General features: G+C 68.6%; 25 protein-coding genes. 15 read left to right on the top strand and 10 right to left on the bottom strand.

What is annotated here, in order from left to right; all coding sequences use genetic code 11:
- Positions 1-12: 12 nt before the first annotated feature.
- The 5 genes from AC1M14_RS05405 to AC1M14_RS05385 are packed head-to-tail and all read right to left on the bottom strand — an operon-like array spanning position 13 to position 5,093.
- Positions 13-846, bottom strand: a complete 834-nt coding sequence (locus AC1M14_RS05405; protein ID WP_102774150.1) for a heme/hemin ABC transporter substrate-binding protein — start codon at positions 844-846, stop codon at positions 13-15.
- A gap of 8 nt (positions 847-854) precedes the next feature.
- Complete coding sequence (locus AC1M14_RS05400) at positions 855-1,898, bottom strand: hemin-degrading factor (RefSeq protein ID WP_479731161.1); 1,044 nt, start codon at positions 1,896-1,898, stop codon at positions 855-857.
- 55 nt (positions 1,899-1,953) lie between these two features.
- Positions 1,954-4,272 (bottom strand): TonB-dependent hemoglobin/transferrin/lactoferrin family receptor, encoded by a 2,319-nt coding sequence (locus AC1M14_RS05395; protein ID WP_479731160.1) that lies wholly within the window; start codon positions 4,270-4,272, stop codon positions 1,954-1,956.
- A gap of 36 nt (positions 4,273-4,308) precedes the next feature.
- The gene (locus tag AC1M14_RS05390; RefSeq protein WP_102773781.1) at positions 4,309-4,605 is read right to left on the bottom strand and encodes a FecR/PupR family sigma factor regulator; all 297 of its coding nucleotides are present in this window, start codon (positions 4,603-4,605) and stop codon (positions 4,309-4,311) included.
- Positions 4,584-5,093, bottom strand: coding sequence for a sigma-70 family RNA polymerase sigma factor (locus AC1M14_RS05385; protein WP_246842443.1), 510 nt, complete (start codon positions 5,091-5,093; stop codon positions 4,584-4,586). Before AC1M14_RS05385 ends, AC1M14_RS05390 begins: the two co-directional genes overlap by 22 nt.
- A gap of 141 nt (positions 5,094-5,234) precedes the next feature.
- Between AC1M14_RS05385 and AC1M14_RS05380 the strand changes: the two genes are divergently transcribed.
- The 4 genes from AC1M14_RS05380 to AC1M14_RS05365 all read left to right on the top strand — a co-directional run bounded on the left by AC1M14_RS05380 (position 5,235) and on the right by AC1M14_RS05365 (position 7,946).
- Complete coding sequence (locus AC1M14_RS05380) at positions 5,235-5,702, top strand: CopD family protein (protein ID WP_111825714.1); 468 nt, start codon at positions 5,235-5,237, stop codon at positions 5,700-5,702.
- Between the two features lie 122 nt (positions 5,703-5,824).
- On the top strand, positions 5,825-6,688 hold the full coding sequence (locus AC1M14_RS05375; protein WP_479731159.1) for a hypothetical protein: 864 nt from the start codon (positions 5,825-5,827) through the stop codon (positions 6,686-6,688).
- Positions 6,689-6,764: 76 nt separating this feature from the next.
- Positions 6,765-7,457, top strand: a complete 693-nt coding sequence (locus AC1M14_RS05370) for a helix-turn-helix transcriptional regulator (protein ID WP_102773785.1) — start codon at positions 6,765-6,767, stop codon at positions 7,455-7,457.
- A 66-nt stretch (positions 7,458-7,523) separates the two neighbouring features.
- Positions 7,524-7,946, top strand: coding sequence for a VOC family protein (locus AC1M14_RS05365; protein WP_102773786.1), 423 nt, complete (start codon positions 7,524-7,526; stop codon positions 7,944-7,946).
- Positions 7,947-7,960: 14 nt separating this feature from the next.
- Here AC1M14_RS05365 and AC1M14_RS05360 read toward each other — a convergent pair whose 3' ends face one another.
- Positions 7,961-9,367: an amino acid permease gene (locus AC1M14_RS05360; RefSeq protein WP_102773787.1), complete on the bottom strand. Its 1,407-nt coding sequence runs from the start codon at positions 9,365-9,367 to the stop codon at positions 7,961-7,963.
- A gap of 83 nt (positions 9,368-9,450) precedes the next feature.
- Entirely contained in the window at positions 9,451-10,701 is a 1,251-nt protein-coding gene (gene kynU, locus AC1M14_RS05355; protein ID WP_102773788.1) for a kynureninase, read from the bottom strand.
- A gap of 139 nt (positions 10,702-10,840) precedes the next feature.
- Here kynU and AC1M14_RS05350 point away from each other — a divergent pair, with 139 nt between their 5' ends.
- Positions 10,841-11,314, top strand: coding sequence for an Lrp/AsnC family transcriptional regulator (locus AC1M14_RS05350; RefSeq protein ID WP_102773789.1), 474 nt, complete (start codon positions 10,841-10,843; stop codon positions 11,312-11,314).
- Positions 11,315-11,489: 175 nt separating this feature from the next.
- On the opposite strand, the gene trhA is transcribed toward AC1M14_RS05350, so the two are convergent.
- Positions 11,490-12,128: a PAQR family membrane homeostasis protein TrhA gene (gene trhA / locus AC1M14_RS05345; protein ID WP_102774151.1), complete on the bottom strand. Its 639-nt coding sequence runs from the start codon at positions 12,126-12,128 to the stop codon at positions 11,490-11,492.
- Between the two features lie 91 nt (positions 12,129-12,219).
- Positions 12,220-13,305 (bottom strand): P1 family peptidase, encoded by a 1,086-nt coding sequence (locus AC1M14_RS05340; RefSeq protein WP_210405804.1) that lies wholly within the window; start codon positions 13,303-13,305, stop codon positions 12,220-12,222.
- A 193-nt stretch (positions 13,306-13,498) separates the two neighbouring features.
- Between AC1M14_RS05340 and AC1M14_RS05335 the strand changes: the two genes are divergently transcribed.
- From AC1M14_RS05335 to AC1M14_RS05325, 3 genes are all read left to right on the top strand, one after another.
- On the top strand, positions 13,499-14,281 hold the full coding sequence (locus AC1M14_RS05335; RefSeq protein ID WP_102773791.1) for an amino acid ABC transporter substrate-binding protein: 783 nt from the start codon (positions 13,499-13,501) through the stop codon (positions 14,279-14,281).
- A gap of 84 nt (positions 14,282-14,365) precedes the next feature.
- Positions 14,366-15,046, top strand: coding sequence for an amino acid ABC transporter permease (locus AC1M14_RS05330; RefSeq protein ID WP_102774152.1), 681 nt, complete (start codon positions 14,366-14,368; stop codon positions 15,044-15,046).
- Entirely contained in the window at positions 15,043-15,813 is a 771-nt protein-coding gene (locus tag AC1M14_RS05325) for an amino acid ABC transporter ATP-binding protein (protein WP_111825720.1), read from the top strand. The genes AC1M14_RS05330 and AC1M14_RS05325 overlap by 4 nt, the downstream gene beginning before the upstream one ends.
- A gap of 12 nt (positions 15,814-15,825) precedes the next feature.
- Here the strand turns inward: AC1M14_RS05325 and AC1M14_RS05320 are convergent, their stop codons facing one another.
- The gene (locus AC1M14_RS05320) at positions 15,826-16,509 is read right to left on the bottom strand and encodes a peptidoglycan DD-metalloendopeptidase family protein (protein ID WP_246842483.1); all 684 of its coding nucleotides are present in this window, start codon (positions 16,507-16,509) and stop codon (positions 15,826-15,828) included.
- Positions 16,510-16,697: 188 nt separating this feature from the next.
- Here AC1M14_RS05320 and AC1M14_RS05315 point away from each other — a divergent pair, with 188 nt between their 5' ends.
- The 7 genes from AC1M14_RS05315 (at position 16,698) to cyoB (ending at position 23,446) form a co-directional block, all read left to right on the top strand.
- Complete coding sequence (locus AC1M14_RS05315) at positions 16,698-17,138, top strand: DUF2946 family protein (RefSeq protein ID WP_479731158.1); 441 nt, start codon at positions 16,698-16,700, stop codon at positions 17,136-17,138.
- A gap of 61 nt (positions 17,139-17,199) precedes the next feature.
- Positions 17,200-17,820 (top strand): SCO family protein, encoded by a 621-nt coding sequence (locus AC1M14_RS05310; protein WP_479731157.1) that lies wholly within the window; start codon positions 17,200-17,202, stop codon positions 17,818-17,820.
- A gap of 33 nt (positions 17,821-17,853) precedes the next feature.
- Positions 17,854-18,342, top strand: a complete 489-nt coding sequence (locus AC1M14_RS05305) for a copper chaperone PCu(A)C (protein WP_102773795.1) — start codon at positions 17,854-17,856, stop codon at positions 18,340-18,342.
- Positions 18,343-18,528: 186 nt separating this feature from the next.
- Positions 18,529-19,743 carry an ATP-binding protein gene (locus AC1M14_RS05300; protein ID WP_479731156.1) on the top strand — a complete coding sequence of 405 codons (1,215 nt, stop codon included), beginning with the start codon at positions 18,529-18,531 and terminating at the stop codon, positions 19,741-19,743.
- Positions 19,744-19,748: 5 nt separating this feature from the next.
- Positions 19,749-20,300 carry a response regulator transcription factor gene (locus AC1M14_RS05295; protein WP_102773797.1) on the top strand — a complete coding sequence of 184 codons (552 nt, stop codon included), beginning with the start codon at positions 19,749-19,751 and terminating at the stop codon, positions 20,298-20,300.
- Between the two features lie 258 nt (positions 20,301-20,558).
- Positions 20,559-21,467 carry a ubiquinol oxidase subunit II gene (cyoA, locus tag AC1M14_RS05290; protein ID WP_102773798.1) on the top strand — a complete coding sequence of 303 codons (909 nt, stop codon included), beginning with the start codon at positions 20,559-20,561 and terminating at the stop codon, positions 21,465-21,467.
- Positions 21,468-21,469: 2 nt separating this feature from the next.
- Positions 21,470-23,446 (top strand): cytochrome o ubiquinol oxidase subunit I, encoded by a 1,977-nt coding sequence (gene cyoB / locus AC1M14_RS05285; protein ID WP_102773799.1) that lies wholly within the window; start codon positions 21,470-21,472, stop codon positions 23,444-23,446.
- Positions 23,447-23,448 lie beyond the last annotated feature (2 nt).

Here is a 23,448-nt window from a genome sequence, read left to right as displayed (position 1 = left end):
ATCCGGTCGGCGCTAGCGCGCCATCGCACCGGCGACCTCGCGCTTGAGTTCGGTCAGGGCCTGCGGCAGCCGCGGCCCCATGCCGAGCAGCAGCGGATCGTCCATGACGATCAGGCGCTGGCGCGCGGCGGCCGGCGTGGACGCGATGCCGGGCGTGGCAAGCAGCCCGGCCTTGCCGCCGCTGGCCGCCAGCGAGGATTTCGTGACCACGATCACGTCCGGCGCCAGCGCGCTGACCGCCTCGGCGGAGATCGGCTTGTAGCCTTGCTGGTCATGCAGCACGTTGACCAGGCCCGCCATCGTCATGACCTTGTTGGCGGCGGTGCCGTTTCCGGCGCCGCGCAGCACCCCGCCCAGCTTGAACAGCAGGATGGCGCGGGCGCGCGAAGCCGGAACCGCCTCGGCCCGTTCGAGTTCGCGCGCGACGCGCTCGACCATGCGCTCGCCCTGCGGGGCCGCGTCCAGCGCGGCCGCGACGTTGCGAATGCGCGCCTGCAGCGAATCCACCGAGGGCCGGTCGGGCACGGTGACCACGCGCACGCCGACCTCGGCCAGGCGCCGCAGCGCCTCGGGCGGGCCGGCCTGTTCGGACGCCAGCACCAGGTCGGGTTCCAGCGCCAGCACGCCTTCCACCGGCACCGCGCGGTAGTAGCCGACATGCGGCAGCCGCGTGGCCGCCTCGGGGTAAAGGCTGGAGAGGTCGTCGCCCACCAGCCGCCCCTCCTGCCCCAGCCCGTAGACGATTTCGGTCACGCTGCCGCCCAGCGTCACCACCCGCTCGGGCGCCCCCGCATGCGCGGCCACGGCCATCGTCCATCCGGCCGCCAGCGCCAGCCAGGTCTGCATCGCGCGGCTCACGCGGCCAGCGGCACGCTGCACAGGCTTTCCACCAGCGTGCGCCACTGCGTCAGTTGCCGACGGCCGGGCCGGCGTTCGCCGAAGAACTGCGCGATCAGTTCTCCGGAGCCGGAGTACAGCTCCAGCGAAGTGATCCAGCCATCGACGGTGGGCCTGTGCACCACCCAGGCCGCCGCGATCGCCTCGGTGTCCAGGTGCAGGTTGAAGGTGGCGTCCAGCACGTTGAACCAGGCGCCGGTGCGGCGCAGCTGCCGCATCGGACCGGTATGGATCTGGACCATGCCCCGGTTGCCCACGAAGCACATGATGGACAGCCCCGACTGCGCCGCCGATTCCAGGATGCGCACGACTGATTGCGCGGGCACGGGCTGCGCCAGGTCGGGGCCGGCGGCGGCCAGCCCGGCCAGGCGCGACACCTTGAACTTGCGCAGCAGCGGAAAGAATTCGTGTATATCCTGCATGGCCAGCCAGTCTGCGCGCCATTGCGCCTCGTCCGCCACGCTGTCGGCGTTGGCCGCCGGCGCGTAAGGCTCGGGTTCGGGCCATTGCGGCGCGCCCGCAAAGCGGGCGACCAGCGCGTCATAGGCCGCCGCCGAATCTTCATCGGTGTACACCTTGTGCACGGCCACGCCCTCGCCGTCGAAGAACTGCAGGCTGCGCCTGCCGTCGCGTTCGACCGCCCAGGCCGACTTCCAGCGCCTGAAGAACATGCGCAGGTCGATGTCAGGCCCCAGCACCATCCCCACCATGTTCTCGGCATGGATGTCCTGGTAGACGCCGTGGCGTTCGTGCACGCACCACTCGTTGCGCGTCAGCGCCATGACCCTGCCCAGCGTGCCGAGCTGCCGGAAGATTTCCTGGGGCACGCCCTGCAGGGCCGTGGCCTTCAGGCCGCCGCAGCCGGCGGCCACCCACTCGGCTTCGGAGACGCCCAGCTCCCGGGCCTGGTCGCGGGCGCGCAGGCCCGGCCTTGCGGCGGCCAGCGCCTCGTCGCGCGCTCTGAGCGCCTGCGCGCGGGACGTGAAATCGGTATGGCTCATGGTGGTCCTCCGACCGATGCAACAGGTTGCGCAAGCCGCCGCCGACGGCTCGGGATCAGTACTGGTATATCAGCGAAACACGGGCGCTGCGACCCGATTCGGTCTGCCAATCGATCGGCCGCGACGACATCCAGGGCGCGCCAGGGCTTTGCACGGTAAGGGCGTCCCAGTACTTCTTGTCGAACAGATTGAAGACGCCCGCCCGCAGCAGCAGCCCCTTCACCGCCCCGGGCCGCCAGTACGCCGTCAGGTCGGCCACGCCATAGCCCGGCGCGTAGAAAACCGGCGGCGGGGGCTGCCTGGGCCGGGCCCGGCGGACCGCGGGCTGTTTGGCGCGCAACACCGCGGTCAACAGCGCCTCCAGGCCCCAGGCGTCGCGACGGTAGCCCACGCCCAGCACCGCCTTCAGCGGCGCCACAGAGGGCAGCAACGTGCCCGTGTCGGTTTCCTTGCCCACGGCCCAGGCCAGCGAGCCCCAGGCGCGCCAGCCCGGCGCGAACTGCCAGTGGGCGCTGGCGTCCGCGCCGTAGATGCGCACCCTGGCCCGGTTCTGGGTCGCGTAGATGCCCCATGGGAACGCGCCCGCCCATTCCGGCTTCCACAACGCCGAACCCGGGGTCACCACCGCGCTGGCGTCGATGAAGTCGCGGTAGCGGTTGTCGAACCACGACAGCGAGGCGCCCAGCGCGTCGGACCCGAGCCTGGCGCCCAGCTCCCAGCCCCTGCTGGTCTCGGGTTTCAGGTAGGGGTTGCTCGCGCGCAGCAACGATTCGGGGCCGCCGTAGTTGATGAAGAGCTGCGTGGCGTCGGGCGCCTTGAAGCCGTGCGCGTACTGCGCGTAGAAGCGCAGATGGCGCGCGGCCTTCCAGGTGGCCAGCAGCTTGGGCGAAAGCCGGCCGCCACGGTTGCGCGGCGGCAAGGGGGACGCGACCGGATTGTGCTGGTAGTCGGTAGTGGACAGCGGCCGCTGCTCGTAACCGTCGTAGCGCAGGGCGGCCAGGATCGTGTAGCGGCCGTCGACGAAGCTGAATTCGTCCTGCGCCCACACGGCCCATTGCCTGCCCCGAGAGCGGGGCCGATCGGCCTGGTTGGTATGCAGCAGTTCGCAGGATCGCGGGCCGTACCTCCTCGGCAGGTCCGGAAGCATTGTCGGGCAGTTGTCGTAGCCGCTGGAATTCTGGCTGGACTGGCTGCTGCGCCATTCGGCGCCCAGCGTCCACAACTGCGCCACGGCGTCGTGGGTAATGCGCGCGGTGGCTTCGGCGCTGGCCCCGAATTGCGCCAGCCAGGTGGCATTGCGACGGCCATAAGGGCCGTTGGGGAATCCGTAGCCTATCGGGTCGCCCGGCTTGAGGTAGGCGCGGCGATCGACGCTGCGCAAGCCGTCGGCCGAGTGCACCAGGTGCTGGCGCTGCCAGTAGACGAGGACGCTTGCGGTATCGACCAGGCCGCCGGCCGCCGGCGCCTGATAGGAATAATCGAACGACACGCGCTGGCGCTGCGTCTGCCTGCGGTTGCGTTTTTCGCCGAGTTCGTACTTGGTGCCGGGTCCCTGGTCCGAGCGGCTGTCGATGTCGGTGTTGCGCTTGAAGAATTCGCCCGTCAGGCCGACCCTGTGCCCGCCTTCGAAGCGCTGCTGCAGCTTGAGCAGGAGACTGCGCTGCCGGTGATTCGCGGGGTCGGGTCTGTCGCGATCGGGGCCGTAGCCGCCGACTTCGCCACGGTTATCGCGTTCGTGGCTTTCGCGCTGCCGCGCCAGCACGAGCCACAAGGTGTTGCTGCGGATGCGGCCGGCCAGCGCCGCGCTGCCTATCCAGCCGGTGTCGGCGGAATCGTGGCCCGCCCCGGCCTGCGCGCCGAAGTCCCTGCCGCCGCGCAGCAGGTCGGAGGGATCGAGCGTGTACATATTGACGACGCCGCCAAATGCGCCGGAACCGCCGCCACTGGCGTCGGCGCCGCGCGCGACGTCCAGCCGCGCAAGGCTGTTGAAATCCACCGCTTCCAGTCCGCCCTTCACTTCGCGCACGCCGTCGTCCAGCCATGGCAGGCGGATGCCGTCCACCCGCGTCAGCACGCGGTCCTGGTCCAGGCCGCGGATATTGATGCTGTGGTTCTGGCGATTGAAGCTCACGCCCGGCTCGGCGCGCCTGCCCAGATCGGTCCAGTCCTGGATTTGCAGATCGTCCAGGCGCTCGCGGCTGCTGCGGGTTTCCCAGGCGGGCGCGGCTTCTACGCCCTCGCCCTCCACGATGACGGGCGCGAACTGCCGCAAGGCGTCCGCGTTCTGGGCCAATGCGCCGGCGCTTGCGGCCGACAGCAGCGCCGTAGCGGCGAGTCGGAAGCCGCTTGCGCGGCCTGCGGGAAAGTAAGCCATGGTCGTCCTCTTGATCCACGAGGCAAAAACATGCCTCTAGAGACCATGACCGTCGGCAGGCCCGAACCGGCCACGGCGGCCCAGCGTCGCCATGCCCACAGCAGGCGGAATCAGTCCGAAACGCGCGTACACGCGCTGCGCGCGCTGCCAGGCATGTTCGTGCTCGGCCCTGCTGGCCCGCCACCGGCAGCAGGCCAGCCAGTCGGCCTGCGTGGCCCGCGGCGAGCTCAGGCGCAGCAGCCAGCGCGCGGCCTGGCGCGCCACGCGGCGCGGCACCGCCGGCAGTTCGCCCGCGGTTTCGCGCAGTGCGTTCAGGCCGCCGCCATGATGCATTGTTCGAGCCCCTTGGCCACGTAGCGGCGCACCGAACGCAGGGACACATTGAGCCTGGCCGCGATTTCGTGGTGGCTGCGGCCTTCGAGCTGCGCCATCAGAAAAGCCTGGCGCACCGGCGCGGACAGGCCCGCCAGCATGTCGTCGATGTCCTGCAGCGCCTGCAGCACGATCGCGCGCTGCTCGGCGGACGGAGCCGCCTGATCGGGCAGCAGCGCCAGGGCCTCGAAATAGGCCTGCTCCACCGAGCGGCGCCGGTGATGGTTGATGAGCAGGCGGCCGGCGACCGTGGTCAGGTAGGCGCGCGGCTCGCGCAGCGCGCCCACCTCGTGGCGGTGCCGCAGCACGCGCACAAAGGTGTCCTGCGCCAGATCGGCGGCGTCGCAAGCATTGCCCAGCCGGCTCCCCAGCCAACCGCGCAACCAGCCATGATGCGCGCGATACAGGAGGTGGACGGCGTCGCTCGGGCCGGGTACGGGATTCAGCACGTCAGGCTCCTTGAGGCTTGATTTACGAATAACAATCAATCTCATTCTAGAGCCGCCGAGCCGAGCCGCGCGCCGCATCGGTCGGAGATATGATGGGGACAGATTTCGCCGTCCCGACGGCCTCATGCAAAGGCGGGTTCCATGCTTTACAGCGCGCTCAAGTTCGTCCATGTCATGGCCGTGATTCTCTGGGTCGGCGGCATGCTGTTCGCCCACTGTTTCCTGCGTCCCGCCGTCGCCCGGCTGGAGCCGCCCGTGCGCCTGCCGCTGATGGCCTCGGTGCTCGGGCCCTTCCTGAACGCCGTGCTGGGGGCCATCGTGCTGATCCTGCTGTCGGGCGTCGCCATGATCGGCCAGGAGGCGTCCCAGGCGGCGCAGACGGGCGGCGCCTTCTTCATGCCGCGCAGCTGGACGGCGATGGCCGCGGGCGGCCTGGTCATGATGGCCATCTATGCCTACATCCGGGCTGCCCTGTACCCGCGGCTGAACGCGGCCGTGGCGCGCTCGGACTGGCCCGCCGCCGGCGCGGCCCTGGGCGGCGTGCGCCGCTGGGTGGGCGTGAACCTGCTGCTGGGCATCGCCATCGTCGCCATCGTCTTTCTGGGCTAGTGCGCTGGCATCGGCCTAGCGGGGGCTGGCATCGGGATTCTTTTGTTTGCTGCAATATGCATTACATCCGCGCGCCGCACACTGCGGATGCCTCTCACGGCCTGCCGCCCAAAGGAATCCCCATGATCAAGCGCGTGTTCTTCAAGCTGGCCGCTTTCGGCCTGTTCGCCTCCACGTCCGCCGCGCACGCCGCGGCGCCCATCGACAACAGCGCGCTGGACCAGCCCGGGTTCCGCGAACACCAGGCCACCTACGGCGTGGTCTACCGCCTGCCCCAGGACGTCAATGCGGTACTGGACGCCAAGATCCGGCCCACGCTCAAGGCCGATCTACTCAAGCTGGGCCTGAAGACCGAAGCCGACACGCCCAACATGCCGCACGTGACCGTGGTGCACATCCACAGCGCCGATCCGGCCACGCCGGCCCGCATGCTCAAGGCCCTGCCCAAGCCGCCGGCGCCGCTGCAGGTGACGCTGAAGAACTTCTATCCCACCGAAGCCGCCAAGGGCGCCGGCCATCCGTGGTGGCTGGACCTGGGCGTGGTCAAGAGCGGCCAGGGCTTCGAGGACATGATGCGCTACAACACCGTGGCCACCGCCGCGTTGGCGCCGCTGCGCGACGGCCCGCTGCCGCGCGTCACCGGCCCGGTCTACGCCAAGATGGGCGACGCCGGCAAGGAACTGGTCAAGTCCGTGGGCGTGAGCGGCGTGAACGTCATGAAGGACGGCCAGGAGGTGCGCGCGCACAACCCGCACACCACGCTGGTCTACAGCATGGCGCAGTACGACGCCCGGCTGCAGGAGGCCATGGCGCAGGAGGCCGCCAAGTTCAACGCCGTGCTGCCCGAGGGCATCCCCGCCACGTTCAAGGACGTGTCCATCGTCGAGATCGGCTTCGCCGGCAACGTGGTGCGCGAGATCTACCGCATCAGCCTGGAAGACGCCTCGGTGCTGGACGTGGCCAGCGGCAAGCCGGCAAGCCGCTGAAACGCCGGGGCGGCGCGGCCCCGGATGCTGCCATTTCGTGGCAGCATTACGTAATTCCGGCCCGTCCGCCCGCCCCATGTCCCGCACCGCCCGACTCCTCGATCTGCTGCAGACGCTGCGCTGCCATCGCCGCCCCGTCAGCGGCCGCCAGCTGGCCGCCGACCTGGGCGTCAGCATCCGCACCCTGTACCGCGACATCGCCACGCTGCAATCGCAGGGCGCCGAGATCGAGGGCGAGCCGGGCGTGGGCTACGTGCTGCGGCCCGGCTTCATGCTGCCGCCGCTGATGTTCAGCACCGAGGAAATCGAGGCCCTGGTGCTGGGCACCCGCTGGGTCGCGGGCCGCGCCGACCCCCGGCTGGCGCAGGCCGCCAGCAACGCGCTGGCCAAGATCGGCGCGGTGCTGCCGGCGGAACTGCGCGACGGGCTGGACGCCATCCCGCTGCTGGTCGGACCCAGCATGATGACCGTGGTCGACCGCGTGGACCTGTCGCTGATCCGCCAGGCCATCCGCGACGAGCGCAAGATCGACATCAGCTACCGCGACGACAAGGGCGCGGATTCGGCGCGCGTGATCTGGCCGTTCGCGCTGGGCTTTTTCGACAGCGTGCGCATCGTCATGGCCTGGTGCGAGCTGCGCCAGGATTTCCGCCATTTCCGCACCGACCGCATCGCCGCGCTGACGCCCGGCCCGCGCTATCCCAAGCGCCGCCATGCGCTGCTCAAGGAGTGGCGCGCGATCGAGCGCGGCCGCAGCCGGGCGGCTTGAACACTACTGCCAAAAACTGACAGTACCGCTGTCTAAGATGAGCGCGTCACTCACCTGGAGCGCATCATGTCCGACACCAATTTCGTCATCCTCTATGTGGACAAGCCGGCCGCCAGCGCCGCGTTCTACAGCGCGCTGCTGCAGCGCCCGCCGATCGAAAGCTCGCCCACCTTCGCGCTGTTCGCGCTGGATTCCGGCCTGATGCTGGGCCTGTGGTCGCGCCACACCGTGGAGCCCGCCGCCGCCGGGCGCGGCGGCGCCTCGGAACTGGCGTTCACCGTGCCGGACGCCGACACGCTGGACCGCCGCCACCTGGACTGGAGCCTGCGCGGCCTGCCCATCCTGCAGCCGCCCACCGACATGGACTTCGGCCGCACCTTCGTCGCGCTGGACCCCGACGGCCACCGGCTGCGGGTGTTCGCGCCGGCGCCGCAGGAACCGGCCGCCGCCGCGCCGGCGGGCGGCGCAGACCGCCTGGCGCACGCCTGAAGCGGCCCGTCCCGTCAGGCGCCCGGCTGGCGCGAGGGCAGCGCCGCCGGCGCGGCGCGCTTGCGCAGCAACAGCCCGTAGGCCCCCGCCAGAATCAGCAGGAACGGCACGCCGAACACCAGCGTCATCTTGAATACGCCGGTGAAGTACGTGGTGCCCAGAATGGCCAGCATGGCGGCCGCGCCCAGCAGCGTCAGCACCGGAAAGCCCGGCATGCGGAACGACAGCGGCGCGCCGCCGTCGCGGGCCCAGCGCCGCCGGAAGAAGTAATGCGTCACGAAGATCATCATCCACGTGAACAAGGCGCCGAACATCGAAATCGCCATCATCAGCGTGAACGCGGTTTCGGGATACAGCACGTTCAGCACCGCCGCGATGGCGATGCCGCTGGTCGACACCAGCAGCGCATTGAGCGGCGTGCCGCTGCGCGACAGCCGCCCCAGCGCCGCCGGCGCATGGCCGGCGCGCGACAAACTGAACATCATGCGCGTGGTGATGTAGAGCTGGCTGTTCATGGCCGACAGCGCCGCCACCAGCACGATGAAATTGATGACGTCGGCCGCGCCCGGAATGCCCAGCGACTGCATCACCTTCACGAAGGGGCTGCCGCCCTTGCCGGCCTCGTCCCAGGGCACGATGGCCAGGATCAGCGCCAGCGTCAGCAGGTAGAACACCACCAGGCGCGCGATGGTGGCGCGAAAGGCCTGCTTGACCGCGCGTTCGGGGTCCTCGGCCTCGCCCGCGGCCACCGCGATCATCTCCACGCTCAGGTAGCTGAAGATCGAAATCACCACCGCGATCCACATGCCCCAGACGCCGTTCGGGAAGAAGCCGCCATGCGAGGTGTACAGCGCCGCGCCGTACTGGGGCTCGCCCCAGACCACGTAGGCGCCCAGGATGATGAAGGCCACGATGGCGCTGACCTTGACGGTCGAGAACCAGTACTCCACGGTGCCGAACGCCTTGACGCTCATGGCGTTCACGCAGATCAGCAGCGCCGAGAACAGGCAGACCCACTGCCAGCCGGGCACGCCCGGGAACCAGAGCTTCATGTATTCGGCCACGGCGGTGACCTCGGTGCCCACCGCCAGCACCACGCAGGACCAGTACGCGTAGCGCACCAGGAAACCGGCCAGCGGGCCGATGTAGTGTTCGGCATAGGCCCCGAAGGACCCCGAGGTGGAATGCGCCACCGTCATTTCCGCCAGGCAGCCCATCAGCAGCAGCGTGATCACCCCGCCGATGGCGTAGCTGAGGATCACGCTGGGACCGGCGAAGCCGATGGCGAACTTGCTGCCCAGAAACAGCCCCGTGCCGATCGCGCCCCCGATGGCGATCATGCTCATCTGCCCCGAGGTCAAGCGCCGCTTGAGCCCCTGTTCGCGTTCGGCGATGCGGCCGAATCCCTGTTGTTGCGGCATAGTCTCCTCCTTGTACTGCGCTCTCTATCTGGATACAGGGCCTTTGCGGCCCGCGCTCGGATCTGTCGCTGCCGTGTCCCGGTTCAGGTCACGGCGGCGCGCAGCTTGAACTCGGGCCGGTCCCAGGCGCGGCTGTCCAGCACGTCCTTCAGGATGTCGACCGCATCCCATACGTCGGCATAGCCGAAGTACAGCGGCGTGAGGCCGAAGCGCAGCACCTCGGGCTCGCGGTAGTCGCCGATGACGCCGCGCGCGATCAGGGCCTGCATCACCTCGAAGCCGTTGGGATGGCGGAAACTGACGTGGCTGCCGCGCTCGGCGTGGTTGCGCGGCGTCACCAGCGTCAGCGGATGGTCCGCGCAGCGCGCCTCGACCAGCGCGATGAACAGGTCGCCCAGCGCCAGCGACTTCCTGCGCACCTCGGCCATGTCGGCCGCCAGCGCCACGTCCAGGCCGCACTCCACCAGCGACAGCGAGACGATGGGCTGGGTGCCGCACAGGTAGCGCCGGATGCCGCCGGCCGGCTCGTAGGCCACCGCCATGTCGAAGGGACGCGTATGGCCCCACCAGCCGGACAGCGGCTGCCGGAAGTCCTTGGTGTGGCGCGGCGCCACCCAGATGAAGGCCGGCGATCCGGGGCCGCCGTTCAGGTACTTATAGGTGCAGCCCACGGCGAAGTCGGCGTCGGCGCCGTTCAGGTCCACCGGCACCGCGCCCGCGGCGTGCGCCAGGTCCCAGATCGCCAGCGCGCCGCGCTCGTGCGCCAGCGCGGTCACGGCGGCCATGTCGTGCATCTGGCCGCTGCGGTAGTTCACATGCGAGAGCAGCATCACCGCCACGGAATCGTCCAGCGCGGCCTCCAGCGGCAGCTGCTCGTCGATCAGGCGCATTTCGTAGCCCTGCTGCAGCAGGTCGATCATGCCCTGGATCATGTACAGATCGGTGGGGAAGTTGTCGCGCTCGGACAGGATCACGCGGCGCGCCGGCTGCTTCTGCTGCTGGATGCGCAGCGCGGCGGCCAGCGCCTTGAAAATGTTCAGCGAGGTCGTGTCGGTGACCACCAGCTCGCCTTCGCGCGCGCCCAGCAGGCCGCCCAGCTTGTCGCCCAGGCGCGCGGGCAGCTCGAACCAGCCGGCGGTGTTCCAGCTGCGGATCAGGCCCGCGCCCCATTCCTGGCCGATCACGGCGGCCGCGCGGCCGGCGGCGGCCTTGGGCAGCACGCCCAGCGAATTGCCGTCCATGTACAGCACGCCCGGCGGCAGGTCGAAACGGTCTTTGAGGGGTGCCAGGGGGTCCTGGCGGTCGGCGTTCACGCAATCTTCGCGGGTATTCATCACGGCTCCATCTCGGGCATATTTCCCGATAAATACTATCAGCGCCGGCAGGCTGATATATTGCAAATCCGGGCGCGGAATACCCTAGGTTTCCGCAGCCAATTGCACGAAACCGCCTTTTTCAGAATTTGATTGCGCCATGCAGATAGACGCCATAGACAAGCGGATTCTTTACCGCCTGCAGGAAGACGCCCACCTCAGCAACCAGGACCTGGCCGAGCAGGTGGCGCTGTCGCCCTCGGCCTGCCTGCGGCGCGTGCGCGCGCTGGAAGAAGCCGGCCTGATACGCGGCTACCGCGCCGTGCTCGACGGCGAAAAGCTGGGCTTCGAACTGGAGGCCGTGGTGCACGTGTCGCTGGACCAGTCCCGCCCCGGCTGGCACGAGGAATTCCTGGCCGGCATCGCGCTGCACGACGAAATCACCGAGGCCTCCATCGTGACGGGCGCGTCCAACTACATCCTGACCGTGCGCACCCGCAATCTTGCGGCGTTTTCGCAGTTCGTGGAGGACAAGCTCAGCAAGATCCCGGGCGTGCGGGATCTTTGCTCGCATATCGTCATGCGCAAGGTGAAGAGCCGCGGCGGGATGTTGCCGTTGGGAGGGTGGCGGTGAGTTAGGGTGGGTTTGGGGCTGATGGGTTTCGCGCGCTCACTTGGGTTCTTGCGTCGGGGTTCTCGCGCTGCACCCATCCTACGAGTCGTCGAACATTCGCCGTTCGGGGATCGTAGGATGGGTGCAGCGCGAAATTCCTTGCGCAAAAACTCAGATATCGAGCGCGCGAAACCCGTCAGGCGGCGAAAGCCGCCCCCGCATGCAGAAACCCGAACACCGTCACGAAATGGCAGGCCGTACCGCCCATGACGCACAGATGCCAGATGCCATGCGCATGGCGCCAGCGCTTGTCGTTGACGTAGAACAGCGTGCCCGCGGTATAGATGGCCGCGCCGGCCAGCAGCCAGGCCAGCCCGGCCGACGATAGCGAGCCCGCGATGGGCGCGGCGAACGCCACGCCCAGCCAGCCCATCGTCAGGTAGAGCGGCAGCGCCGGCGGCGCCCCGCGCGCCCACCAGAGTTCGCGGCCGATGCCCAGCGCGGCCAGCAGCCAGATGGCCACGCCCATGGCCGCGCCCCAGCCGTGCTGGACCGGGCCGAACGCCAGCGGCGTGTAGGTGCCGGCGATCAGCAGGTAGATGGCGCTGTGGTCGGCCTTGGCCCACAGCGCCTTGCGCCGGCCGCGCGACCAGTGGAACAGCACCGACGAGGCGTAGACCGCGATCATGGAGGCGGCGAACACGGCGCAGCCGACGATCTGGCGGGTATTCACGTTGAGTTCGGCGGCGCGCGAAATGAGCGCGCCCGACGCGGCCACCGCCAGCGCCAGGCCCGCCAGATGCGTCGCGCCGTTGAGTCGTTCGCCTTGGTACATGCGCCCCTCCACGCCGGCCATGCGCCGGACCTTGAATCATGAGCCGATTCTGTGACAAAGGCGGGTCAGGCGGACGAACGAACCCGCAATATCAGACGATGAAATCCACCGCGGCCGGATAGCCCTCCAGCGCGCGCGCCGACAGGATGGCGCGCTGCACCGCGATGGCCATGGCCTCGGCCGCCATCACGCCCAGCAGCGTGACGTTGGCGGTCTTGCCGGAAGCCCCCGTGCCCAACGCAAAGATCGTGTCGCCGTCGAGCATGGTGTGGATCGGGTTGATGGTCCGGGCCAGACCATCGTGCGCCATGGCGGCGATCTTCTGCGCCTGCGCCTTGGTGAGCCTGGCGTCGGTGGCGACCGCGCCGATGGTGGTGGCCGCGCCCGGGCGCATCGACTTGGGCAGGTCGCCGGCCAGGATGGCGGCGCGGGTGTCCAGCAGCATCTTGCCGTCGGCGGTGCGCGCGCCGGCCAGGATGCGTCCGGTCGACGGGTCCAGCACGTCGCCCACCGCGTTGACCGCCACGATGGCGCCCACGGTCACGCCGGCCACGCGCAGCGAGGCGCTGCCCAGCCCGCCCTTCATGGCGCGCTTGGGACCGTACAGCTTGCCCACCGTCGCGCCCGCCCCCGCGCCGACGTTGCCCTCTTCGGAGGCCTGCTCGCTGGCCGTCTTGCAGGCCTGGTAGCCGGCGGCCGCGTCCGGGCGGATCGAGGCGTCGCCCACCCCCAGGTCGAACAGAATGGCCGCCGGCACGATGGGCACGTGCGCCACGCCCACGTCGAAACCGATCTTCTTTTCCTCCAGGTAGCGCATGACGCCGGAGGCCGCGTCCAGGCCGAACGCGCTGCCGCCGGCCAGCAGGACGGCGTGCACCTGCTCCACCATGTTCATCGGATTAAGCAGGTCGGTTTCACGGGTGCCGGGCGCCGCGCCGCGCACGTCGACCCCGCCCGTGGCGCCGGCCTCGGCGATGATGACCGTGCAGCCTGTCGGGCGGCGCGTATCGGTGTAGTGGCCCACGCGCAGGCCGGCCACGTCCGTGATGCTGCCTCCGCCCGGCATGCGCCGCGCGCCGTCGGCGCCCCTGGCCGGCATCGCCCCGGCCGCCGCGGCGCCCGCGGCCGCCATCATGAAAGCCCGCCTGTTCCATCGCTGTTCCACACCGATCTCCATCAAGGTCCCGCATGAAAGAGCCCGGCGGCTGGGCGCCGGGGCTTGGGTAACACCATATGACTTGCCGCTATATTTTTACTATTCCTTATGCTTTGTGGAAAAATAGGCCAGTTGTTAGAGTGCGGCTACGCCGGAGGGCATCGCAGCCCCGCATGCTCTCCACAGTGATACCCACCATCCGTGGAGCACCGCCATGAAACTCTTCCGTACCCTGCTGGCCGCCGGCCTGGTCCAGTTCGCCGCCCTGTCCGCCGCCCATGCCCAGTCCGGCCTGGACCAGATCAAGGCCGCGGGCGTCTTCAAGATCGGCACCGAAGGCACCTACGCTCCCTTCACTTTCCACGACGCATCCGGCGAGCTTACCGGTTTCGACGTGGACATCGGCCGTGCCATCGCCCAGCGCCTGGGCGTGAAGGCCCAATTCGTCGAAGGCAAGTGGGACGGCCTCATCGCCGGCCTGGACGCCAAGCGCTACGACGCCGTGATCAACCAGGTGGGCATCACCGACGCGCGCCGCGCCAAGTACGACTTTTCCGATCCGTACATCTCCTCGGCCGCCGTGCTGATCGTGCGCGACGACAATACCAGCATCAAGTCCTTCGCCGATCTCAAGGGCAAGAAGTCGGCCAACACGCTGACCAGCAATTTCGGCAAGCTCGCGCAGAGCCACGGCGCGCAGGTCATCGCGGTGCAGGGCTTCAACGAGGCCATCGACCTGCTGACCTCGGGCCGGGTCGAAGCCACGGTCAACGACAACCTGTCGTTCCTGGATTTCAAGAAGCAAAAGCCGAACGCGCGCGTCAAGATCGCCGCCACCGACAAGACCGCCGAATTCAGCAACTCGGGCGTGCTGATCCGCAAGGGCAACCCCGAGCTGCAGGCCGCCATCAACAAGGCGCTGGCCGACATGAAGGCCGACGGCACCTACAAGACCATCTCGGTCAAATACTTCGGCACCGACCTGTCGGCCCAATAAGCCGCTGGAGCCTACATGACGCCACCTGCCTGGCTGCAAGCGGTGATGCCCGACTGGCTGCTGGCCCAGGTCGCGGCGTGGACGATGCCGGCCTGGATCCAGCTCATGGCCGATTCGTTCTGGCCGCTGCTCATGGCCGGGCTGACGTTCACGGTGCCGCTGACGCTGCTGTCTTTCGTGCTGGGCCTGGCGCTGGCCTTCGTGGTCGCGCTGATCCGGCTGTTCGGCCCGGCGCCGCTGGTGGCGGTGGCGCGTTTCTACGTGTGGCTGATCCGCGGCACGCCGCTGCTGGTGCAGCTCTTCGTGATCTTCTACGGGCTGCCCAAGGCGGGCCTGGTGCTGGACCCGCTGCCGGCCGCGCTGATCGGCTTCACGCTCAACGTGGGCGCCTACAACTCGGAAGTCATCCGCGGCGCCATCGAATCCATCGGCAAGGGCCAATGGGAGGCCGCCTATTCGCTGAGCATGACGCGCGCGCAGGCGCTGCGCCGCACCGTGCTGCCGCAGGCGGCCCGCGTGGCCGTGCCGCCGCTGTCGAATTCCTTCATCGCGCTGGTCAAGGACACCTCGCTGGCCGCGGCGATCACCGTGCCCGAGATTTTCCAGGCCGCGCAGCGCATCGCCGCGGTCACCTATGAACCGCTGATCCTCTACACCGAGACCGCGCTGATCTACCTGGCGTTCAGTTCCGTCCTGTCGGCCGCCCAGGTCCGGCTGGAAAGGCGCTTCGGCCAGCACGCGGTGTTTGCGGAGAAGAACCGATGATCCGCCTGGAAAAGATAGAGAAAGCGTTCGGCGGCAACCCGGTGCTCAAGCAGGTCGACGTGAGCATCGCCGAAGGCAGCGTCACCGCCCTGATCGGCCCGTCCGGCAGCGGCAAGAGCACGCTGCTGCGCTGCGTGAACCTGCTCGAAGTGCCCGACCGCGGCCGGCTCGTGATCGGCCCGGAAAGCGTGGATTTCGAACCCGGCCGCAAGCTGCCGCGCGAGCAGGTGCAGCGCGTGCGCATGCAGACCGGCATGGTGTTCCAGAACTTCCAGCTGTTTCCGCACCAGACCGTGATCGGCAATGTCATGGAAGGCCTGGTGACGGTGCAGAAGTGGCCGGCCGACCGGGCCCGCGCCCGCGCCGAGGAACTGCTGCAAAAGGTCGGCATGCTGCCGAAGGCCGACGCCTGGCCCGCCAACCTGTCGGGCGGCCAGCAGCAGCGTGTGGCCATCGCCCGCGCGCTGGCGCCGGCCCCGCGCGTGCTGCTGTGCGACGAGCCGACCTCGGCGCTCGATCCCGGCCTGGCGGCCGAGGTGGTGGACGTGCTGCGCCAGCTGGCGGCCGAGGGCATGACCATGCTGATGGCCACGCACGACCTGCGGCTGGCGGCCAGCGTATCGCGCGAGGTGGTGTTCCTGCTGGACGGCGCCGTGGTCGAATCCGGCGATTCGGGCCAGCTGTTCAGCCGGCCCGCGGACCCGCGCACCGCGGCGTTCATCTCCACCCTGACGCAGGAGGCGGCGCACGCCGCCCCGGGCGTCTGAGGGCGGCGCGGCTTACTTCGGCGGCAGCGAGCCGGCCGGATCGACGGCCTGGCCGTCGTAGCGCAGCTCGAAATACAGGCCCACCTGCTTGCTGTCGCTATTGCCCATTTCCGCGATCTTCTGCCCCTGGCTGACGCGCTGGCCTTCAGTGACCAGCAGCTTGCGGTTATGGGCGTAGATGCTCAGGAAGCTGGCGTTGTGCTTGACGATGACCAGATGGCCGTAGCCGCGCAGCCCGCTGCCCGAATAAGCCACCGTGCCCGGCGCCGCCGCCACCACCGGCGTGCCGGCGGAATTGCTGATGACGATGCCGTTGGACCCCGAGCCGTCGTAGCCGCGCGTGACCTTGCCCTGCGCCGGCCAGATCAGCGAGATCGCGCCCGGCGGCGCCGTGCGCCGCCGCGCCGACGAGGTGGCCGCCGGCTTGCGCGTGGTCTGCGCGCGCGTCTTGGCCTTGGTGGGCGTGGACGTGCGCGCCTGGCCGGCGGGCGGTTCGACGCGCAGCACCTGGCCGACCTCGATGGCGTTGGCGTTGGACAGGCGGTTCCAGCGCACCAGGTCGCTGACGCTGGCGCCCTGCTTGCGCGCGATCTGGTAGAGCGTGTCGCCCGACTGCACGCGGTAATAGCCGGGCTGGACCTTGGTGGAACCGCAGGCCGACAGCAGCACCAGCAGCGCGATGCCGGCCAGCCCCAGCCAGCGGCGCAGGATGGACCGGTGCCGCGACGGCCGGGGCCGGCTGGCGCCGGCATGCGGCGCGCCTATGAGTGGGACAGGGGACGAGGAAAGCGCTGAAACCTGGGGCACTGAAAATCGGTGGTCGGGACGAAGTGCGTTCAAGGGTACCAAGATTTTCGCGCGGCGGCGCGGGTAGAATGGCCGTCATGCCAGCCACGTCCCGCCAGCTCCGTCGCCAGCCCGCCGCACGCGCCGCGCGCGCCACGGCCCTGCTGTGGCTGGCGCTGATGGCGCTGGCGCTGCGCGCGCTGGTGCCGGCCGGCTATATGCCCGACGTGGGCGCGCTGCACGACGGCCGGCTCGAAGTCACCTTCTGCTCGGCCGCCGGCGCCCCGCCGGCGCTGGCCCTGCAGCTGGCCGCCAAGTCCCGGTCGGGCAAGAACGCCGGCCACGATAACGCCGGCTCCGGCGCGCAGTGCCCCTTCGGCCTGCTTGCGCATCTCACGCCCGCGCCAGCCGCCGCGCCCGCCGTCCTCGTTCCCCCCGCCGCGCGGCATGCGCCGCCGCGGCCCGCCGCCCGCGCCCTGCCCACGCAAGGCGCCCAGGGCCCGCCGCTGGGCTCGCGCGCTCCGCCTTTCCTCGCCTGACGCCGCATAACCGCGCGGCCGCGCCGCGCGCCCTGCCCGAACGTCAACCGACGAGGTAAACATGTTTTCCCGCTTCCTGCGCGCCCCCGCCGGCGCGCCCTCGCACGCGCCCGATCCGCGGCGCCGCGTGCTGCTGTCCTCGCTCGCGCTGCTGGCCCTGAGCGGCTGCGGCCCCGATGCCCCGAAACTGCACGGCATGGATCTCTCCGAAATGCCGGCCGGCGATTTCCAGCTGCAGGACACCGACGGCAAGCCCCGCACGCTGGCCGACTACCGCGGCCATCCGGTCATGCTGTTCTTCGGCTTCACCCAATGCCCGGACATCTGCCCCACCGCGCTCACGCGCGCCGTGGAAATCAAGAACTTGCTGGGCGCGGACGCAGAACGGCTGCGCGTGCTCTTCATCAGCGTGGACCCCGAGCGCGACACGCCCGAGATCCTGCGCGCCTATACCCAGGCCTTCGATCCGGGCTTCATCGGCCTGCGCGGCGACGCCGAGCAGACCCGCGCCGCCGCCCAGTCGTTCAAGGTCTATTACCAGAAGGTCGCCACGGGCTCGTCCTACACCATGGACCACACCGCCCTGACCTACGTCATCGACGCCCAGGGCAAGCTGCGCCTGGCCCTGCGCCACCAGCAAAGCGCGCAGGAATGCGTCGAAGACCTGCGCACCGTGCTCTGACCCGCCCGCTACTAATAGAGATAGGAACAAGCCATGCAAGCAACCGCATTCAAATCCCTGGCCGCCGCCTTCGCCCTGTGCGCCCTGGCCGCCGCCCCGACCGCCTACGCCCAGGACGCCTCGCTCTCGGTGCAGGAACCCTGGGTCCGCGCCAGCGTGCCCAACCAGCACGCCACCGGCGCCTTCATGCGCCTGACCTCCACCGCGCCGGCGCGCCTGGTCGCGGTGGAGTCGCCGGCCGCCCGGAACGTGGAGATCCACGAAATGGCGATGCAGGACAACGTCATGAAAATGCGGCAGGTGGCCGGCATCGACCTGCCCGCCGGACAGGCGGTCGAGCTCAAGCCCGGCGGCTACCACGTCATGCTGATCGACCTGGTCAGCCAGATCAACGCGGGCCAGCACGTGCCGCTGACGCTGGTGATCGAGGACGCCCAGCGCCAGCAGCGCCGCATCACGGTGGACGCCGAGGCGCGGCCGCTGGGCGCGGCGGCCAAGCCCGCGGCCGGCCACGCGCATTGAAGCGGGACGCCGGCGTCCGAATAATTGGGGACATAATAAATCCCCCTGGCGCCGGAGTCCGCCGCCGATTCGCCATACAATGCCTGCACATCCGCGCCGGCGCCCCCGCCGCGCCCCGGATGCCAGCGTCGCGCACAGCCGGACGCTGGCCCCGCCGGCCCGCTGGCCGGCCCTCTGTGTCTGGATATGCCCGGTAGTTCCGCCTTTTCCTTCCTGCGTACCCTCTGCAGTCTGCGCTGGCTCGCCATCGCGGGCCAGGCCGCGACCATCCTGCTGGCCAGCGGCGTGCTGGGCCTGGCCCTGCCGCTGGAGCCGCTATGGCTGGGCGTGGGCGCGCTGATCGGGTTCAACGTCTACGCCAGCCTGCGGCTGCGCCAGCGCCGCGACCTGTCGCACGCGACCGCGTTCGGCCATCTGCTGGTGGACATGGCCGTGCTGGCCTGGATGGTGGGCTGGAGCGGCGGCATCAACAATCCGTTCGGCATGATGTTCCTGATCCTGACCGCGCTGGCGGCCCTGGCGCTGCCGCGCAACTGGGCGCTGGCCGCGGCGGTGGCGGGGATCTCCGGCTACGCGGCGGCCGCCATCTTCGGCCAGCCGCTGCGCGGCGAGGTGGATTCGCACAACCTGCTGCTGTGGGGCATCGGCGCCAACTTCCTGATCTCGGTGGTGGTGGTGCTGGTGTTCTCCACCCGCCTGGCCTCGGACCTGCGCGCCCGCGAGCGCGAACTGGCCCGGCTGCGCGAGCGCTTCACCCGCAACGAGGGCATCGTGGCGCTGGCCACCCACGCCGCGGCCATGGCGCACGAGCTGAACACGCCGCTGGCGACCATGACGCTGCTGGCCGACGAGATCGCCGCCGAGGTCAAGGACGAAGATCTGCGCGCCGACGTGTCCACGCTCAGCCAGCTTCTGGCCCTGTGCCGGGAACGTATCCGCAATCTGGCGGTCCCAACCGCCGTGGACCTGGTGCGCGTGGTGGGACAATGGCGCCTGATCCGGCCGACCATCGATCTGCAGCGCTCGGGTGCCCTGCCCGGCAGCCTGCGGGTCGATCCGGCCATCGCCCATCTGCTGCAGGCGCTCCTGAACAACGCGGCCGACGCCGGCGAAGCCGTCAACGTGCCGCGCGTGGACCTGCATCTGGAGTACGGCTATGGCGCCTTGCGCGGCGAAGTGCGGGACTACGGCCAGGGTTTCGACCCCGACCACACCGTGCTGCCGGCCACCAGCCTGTTCAACAGCGGCAAGCCGGGAGGGTTGGGCGTGGGCCTGGCGCTGTCGCACGCCACGGTCGAGCAGCTCGGAGGAGAAATGACCATGACCGCCGCCGAAGGGGGAGGCACGCGCATCCGCTTTTACCTGCCGCTGGGCCAGACCCAGGGCAGTCCAGGGACTTGAATGTGATGAATCCAACCGATCTTGGCCTGTTGATCGACGACGACGAGCTTTACGTCCGGACGCTGCAGCGCAGCCTGTCGCGGCGCGGCCTGGAAACCCGCACCGCCACCGGCATCGCGGAAGCGCTGCGCGTGGCCGAAGAGATCCGCCCCGCCTTCGCCCTGGTGGACCTGCGCCTGGGCGAGGACTCCGGCCTGACCCTGATCCGCCCGCTGCGCGCGCTGCGCGCGGACATGCGCATCCTGCTGGTCACCGGCTACGCCAGCGTGGCCACCGCCGTGGAGGCCATCAAGCGCGGCGCCGACGATTACCTGCCCAAGCCGGCCACCGCGCCCATGATCCTGCGCACGCTGGGGCTGGTGAAGCCCGAGTCCGTGGCCATCGAAACCACCATGACCCCGCTGCACCGCCTGGAATGGGAGCACATCCACCAGGCCCTGCACGAAACCGGCGGCAACGTCTCGGCCGCCGCCCGCCTGCTCGGCATGCACCGCCGCTCCCTGCAGCGCAAGCTGGCGAAAAAACCGGGGCCGGAACGCGAAGTGCTGGTGGACTGATTTGTGCAGGTGCGACATAAAGTCGCACCCCGGCTTTGTGCAGGTGCGACATATCGTCGCACCCCGCCCCCGGCGCTAAACCCTTCTCCCGCCAGGGAAAACCCCTAAGCCCGGACAATGGGGCCGGCGCCGCGCCAGGCAATGCGACCATTCGTCGCAGGCTTGACCCAGATCAAACCGATAGGATGGACGTTGCTGCCTAGCAGCATTCCAGTCTGCTGCTACGCAGCATTTCCCATCATCCATCCAAGGCTGTACGTGAAACACCCCCTCCTTGCGACCCTTACGCGCATCATTGGCGTCGGCGCGGTCATGCTGCTTGGCGGCTGCAACATGGAAATCCTCTCCCCCAAGGGAGACATCGGCATGCAGGAAAGGACGCTGCTGTTCACGACGACCGGGCTCATGCTCATCGTCGTGATTCCGGTCATCGTCATGATCCTGGCATTCGCCTGGAAATACCGCGCATCCAATACCAAAGCCGATTACCAGCCCAAGTGGGCCCACTCCACCGCGATCGAAGTCGTGGTCTGGAGCGTGCCCTGCATCATCGTGGCGATCCTCGCCGTGATCACCTGGCGCTCCACGCATGCGCTGGACCCCTACAAGCCGCTCGTCTCCGAGCACAAGCCGGTGACCATCGAGGTGGTTTCGCTGGATTGGAAGTGGCTGTTCATCTACCCCGAGTACGACATCGCCACGGTCAACGAGATCGCCTTCCCGGTGGACGTTCCGGTCAATTTCCGGATCACCTCGGCCACGGTCATGAACTCGTTCTTCATCCCGCAGCTGGGCAGCCAGATCTACTCGATGGCCGGCATGGAGACCAAGCTGCACCTGAACGCGCGCGAAATCGGCACCTACGCCGGCATTTCGGCCAACTACAGCGGCGGCGGTTTCTCGGGCATGCGCTTCAAGGCGCACGCCATGTCGCAAGAAGGGTTCGACAACTGGATCAAGGAAGCCAAGGCCGCTCCCGGCGCGCTGACCCCCGAGGTCTACGCCGAGCTGACCAAGCGCAGCGAACACAATCCGGTAGTCAAGTATTCGTCGGTGCCGCCCTCCATGTTCGAGTACATCCTGGGCAGCACGATGACCAAGATGGCCGGCGTGGACTCCGCCACGTGCACTCCCACGTCGAATAATCTGATCGCAGGAATCAACTAACAATGCTCGGGAAACTTACCCTCGAGGCCATTCCGTTCCATGAACCCATCGTCATGGTTACGCTGGCCGCCGTGTGCCTGGGAGGCGTAGCGCTCCTGGGCGCCATCACCTACTTCCGCAAGTGGAAGTACCTCTGGACGGAATGGCTGACCTCCGTCGACCACAAGCGCATCGGCGTGATGTACATCATCGTCGCGCTGATCATGCTGCTGCGCGGCTTCGCCGACGCCATCATGATGCGCACCCAGCTGGCGGTCGCCTCCGCCGACTCGGCCGGCTTCCTGCCGCCGCACCACTACGACCAGATCTTCACCGCCCACGGCGTCATCATGATTTTCTTCATGGCGATGCCCTTCATCACCGGGCTGATGAACCTGGTGGTGCCGCTGCAGATCGGCGCCCGCGACGTGGCCTACCCGTTCCTGAACTCGCTGAGCTTCTGGCTGTTCGGCGCCGGCGTCGCGCTCATGATGATCTCGCTGTTCGTCGGTGAATTCGCCGCGACCGGCTGGCTGGCCTATCCGCCGCTCTCGGGGCTCGACTACAGCCCGAGCGTCGGGGTGGACTACTACATCTGGGCGCTGCAGATATCCGGGCTCGGGACCACGCTTTCCGGCATCAACTTCATCGTGACCATCCTGCGCATGCGCGCGCCGGGCATGAGCCTGATGAAGATGCCGATCTTCACGTGGACCTCGCTGGTCACCAACGTCCTGATCGTCGCCGCCTTCCCCGTGCTGGCCGCCACGCTCGCGCTGCTGACCATGGACCGCTACCTGGGCACGCACTTCTTCACGAACGACATGGGCGGCAACGTCATGATGTACGTGAACCTGATCTGGATCTGGGGCCACCCCGAGGTCTACATCCTGGTGCTGCCCGCTTTCGGCGTGTACTCGGAGATCGTCGCCACCTTCGCCCGCAAGACCCTGTTCGGCTACAAGTCCATGGTCTACGCCACGGCCGCCATCGGCGTGCTGTCGTTCCTGGTCTGGCTGCACCACTTCTTCACCATGGGCGCGGGAGCCAACGTCAATGCCTTCTTCGGCATAGCGACAATGATCATCTCGATCCCGACGGGCGCGAAGATCTTCAACTGGCTGTTCACCATCTACCGCGGCCGCCTGCGCATCACCACGCCGGTGCTGTGGACGCTGGGCTTCATGATCGTGTTCGTCATCGGCGGCATGACCGGCGTGATGCTGGCCATCCCGGGCGTGTCGTTCGTGCTGCACAACAGCCTGTTCCTGATCGCGCACTTCCACAACACCATCATCGGCGGCGTGGTCTTCGGCTGCATCGCGGGCATGACCTACTGGTTCCCCAAGGCGTTCGGCTTCAAGCTGAACGAGCGCCTGGGCCGCTATTCGTTCTACTGCTGGTTCGTCGGCTTCTTCCTGGCCTTCATGCCCCTGTACATCCTGGGCTTCAAGGGCATGACGCGCCGCCTGAACCACTACGACAACCCCGAATGGCAACCGTACCTGCTGGTCGCCCTGGTCGGCGCCGCGCTGATCATGCTGGGCATCTGGTTCCTGCTGCAGCAAGTGTTCGTCTCGATCTACCAGCGCAAGCAGAACCAGGACCTCACCGGCGATCCCTGGGATGGCCGCACGCTGGAATGGTCGATCGCCTCGCCGGCTCCTTTCTACAACTTCGCCCACGTTCCTCACGTCGATGAACTGGACCAGTTCTGGGAAGACAAGCAGAACGGCAAGGCGTACAAGCGTCCCGCCAAGTACGAGGACATCCACATGCCGAAGAACACCGCCGCCGGCGTCTTCATCGGCGCGTTCGGCCTGGTCATGTGCTTCGCCCTGATCTGGCACATCTGGTGGCTGTCCATCGTCGGTTTCGTCGGCATGATCGGTTCGTTCATCGTCCGCGCCTATGACCGCGACGTCGACTACTGGGTCCCGGCCAAGGAAGTCGAACGCATCGAAAACGCTCACTTTGACAAAATGCAGAAGGCCGCCTGAGC

It is taken from the genome of Achromobacter sp. SX5, from assembly GCF_056711425.1.
This window is presented reverse-complemented; position numbering and strand designations above follow the sequence as displayed.

Bases quoted from the DNA above. Each gene is read 5' to 3' on its own strand.
- AC1M14_RS05305 (WP_102773795.1), top strand. From the start codon at position 17,854: ATGCAAGCAACCGCATTCAAATCCCTGGCCGCCGCCTTCGCCCTGTGC.
- AC1M14_RS05395 (WP_479731160.1), bottom strand. From the start codon at position 4,272: ATGGCTTACTTTCCCGCAGGCCGCGCAAGCGGCTTCCGACTCGCCGCT.
- AC1M14_RS05295 (WP_102773797.1), top strand. From the start codon at position 19,749: ATGAATCCAACCGATCTTGGCCTGTTGATCGACGACGACGAGCTTTAC.
- AC1M14_RS05330 (WP_102774152.1), top strand. From the start codon at position 14,366: ATGCCGGCCTGGATCCAGCTCATGGCCGATTCGTTCTGGCCGCTGCTC.
- AC1M14_RS05360 (WP_102773787.1), bottom strand. From the start codon at position 9,367: ATGCCGCAACAACAGGGATTCGGCCGCATCGCCGAACGCGAACAGGGG.
- AC1M14_RS05400 (WP_479731161.1), bottom strand. From the start codon at position 1,898: ATGAGCCATACCGATTTCACGTCCCGCGCGCAGGCGCTCAGAGCGCGC.
- AC1M14_RS05405 (WP_102774150.1), bottom strand. From the start codon at position 846: ATGCAGACCTGGCTGGCGCTGGCGGCCGGATGGACGATGGCCGTGGCC.
- AC1M14_RS05315 (WP_479731158.1), top strand. From the start codon at position 16,698: ATGCCAGCCACGTCCCGCCAGCTCCGTCGCCAGCCCGCCGCACGCGCC.
- AC1M14_RS05340 (WP_210405804.1), bottom strand. From the start codon at position 13,305: ATGGAGATCGGTGTGGAACAGCGATGGAACAGGCGGGCTTTCATGATG.
- cyoB (WP_102773799.1), top strand. From the start codon at position 21,470: ATGCTCGGGAAACTTACCCTCGAGGCCATTCCGTTCCATGAACCCATC.
- AC1M14_RS05335 (WP_102773791.1), top strand. From the start codon at position 13,499: ATGAAACTCTTCCGTACCCTGCTGGCCGCCGGCCTGGTCCAGTTCGCC.
- AC1M14_RS05310 (WP_479731157.1), top strand. From the start codon at position 17,200: ATGTTTTCCCGCTTCCTGCGCGCCCCCGCCGGCGCGCCCTCGCACGCG.
- AC1M14_RS05325 (WP_111825720.1), top strand. From the start codon at position 15,043: ATGATCCGCCTGGAAAAGATAGAGAAAGCGTTCGGCGGCAACCCGGTG.
- AC1M14_RS05380 (WP_111825714.1), top strand. From the start codon at position 5,235: ATGCTTTACAGCGCGCTCAAGTTCGTCCATGTCATGGCCGTGATTCTC.
- kynU (WP_102773788.1), bottom strand. From the start codon at position 10,701: ATGAATACCCGCGAAGATTGCGTGAACGCCGACCGCCAGGACCCCCTG.
- AC1M14_RS05350 (WP_102773789.1), top strand. From the start codon at position 10,841: ATGCAGATAGACGCCATAGACAAGCGGATTCTTTACCGCCTGCAGGAA.
- AC1M14_RS05375 (WP_479731159.1), top strand. From the start codon at position 5,825: ATGATCAAGCGCGTGTTCTTCAAGCTGGCCGCTTTCGGCCTGTTCGCC.
- AC1M14_RS05300 (WP_479731156.1), top strand. From the start codon at position 18,529: ATGCCCGGTAGTTCCGCCTTTTCCTTCCTGCGTACCCTCTGCAGTCTG.
- AC1M14_RS05390 (WP_102773781.1), bottom strand. From the start codon at position 4,605: ATGCATCATGGCGGCGGCCTGAACGCACTGCGCGAAACCGCGGGCGAA.
- AC1M14_RS05370 (WP_102773785.1), top strand. From the start codon at position 6,765: ATGTCCCGCACCGCCCGACTCCTCGATCTGCTGCAGACGCTGCGCTGC.
- AC1M14_RS05365 (WP_102773786.1), top strand. From the start codon at position 7,524: ATGTCCGACACCAATTTCGTCATCCTCTATGTGGACAAGCCGGCCGCC.
- trhA (WP_102774151.1), bottom strand. From the start codon at position 12,128: ATGTACCAAGGCGAACGACTCAACGGCGCGACGCATCTGGCGGGCCTG.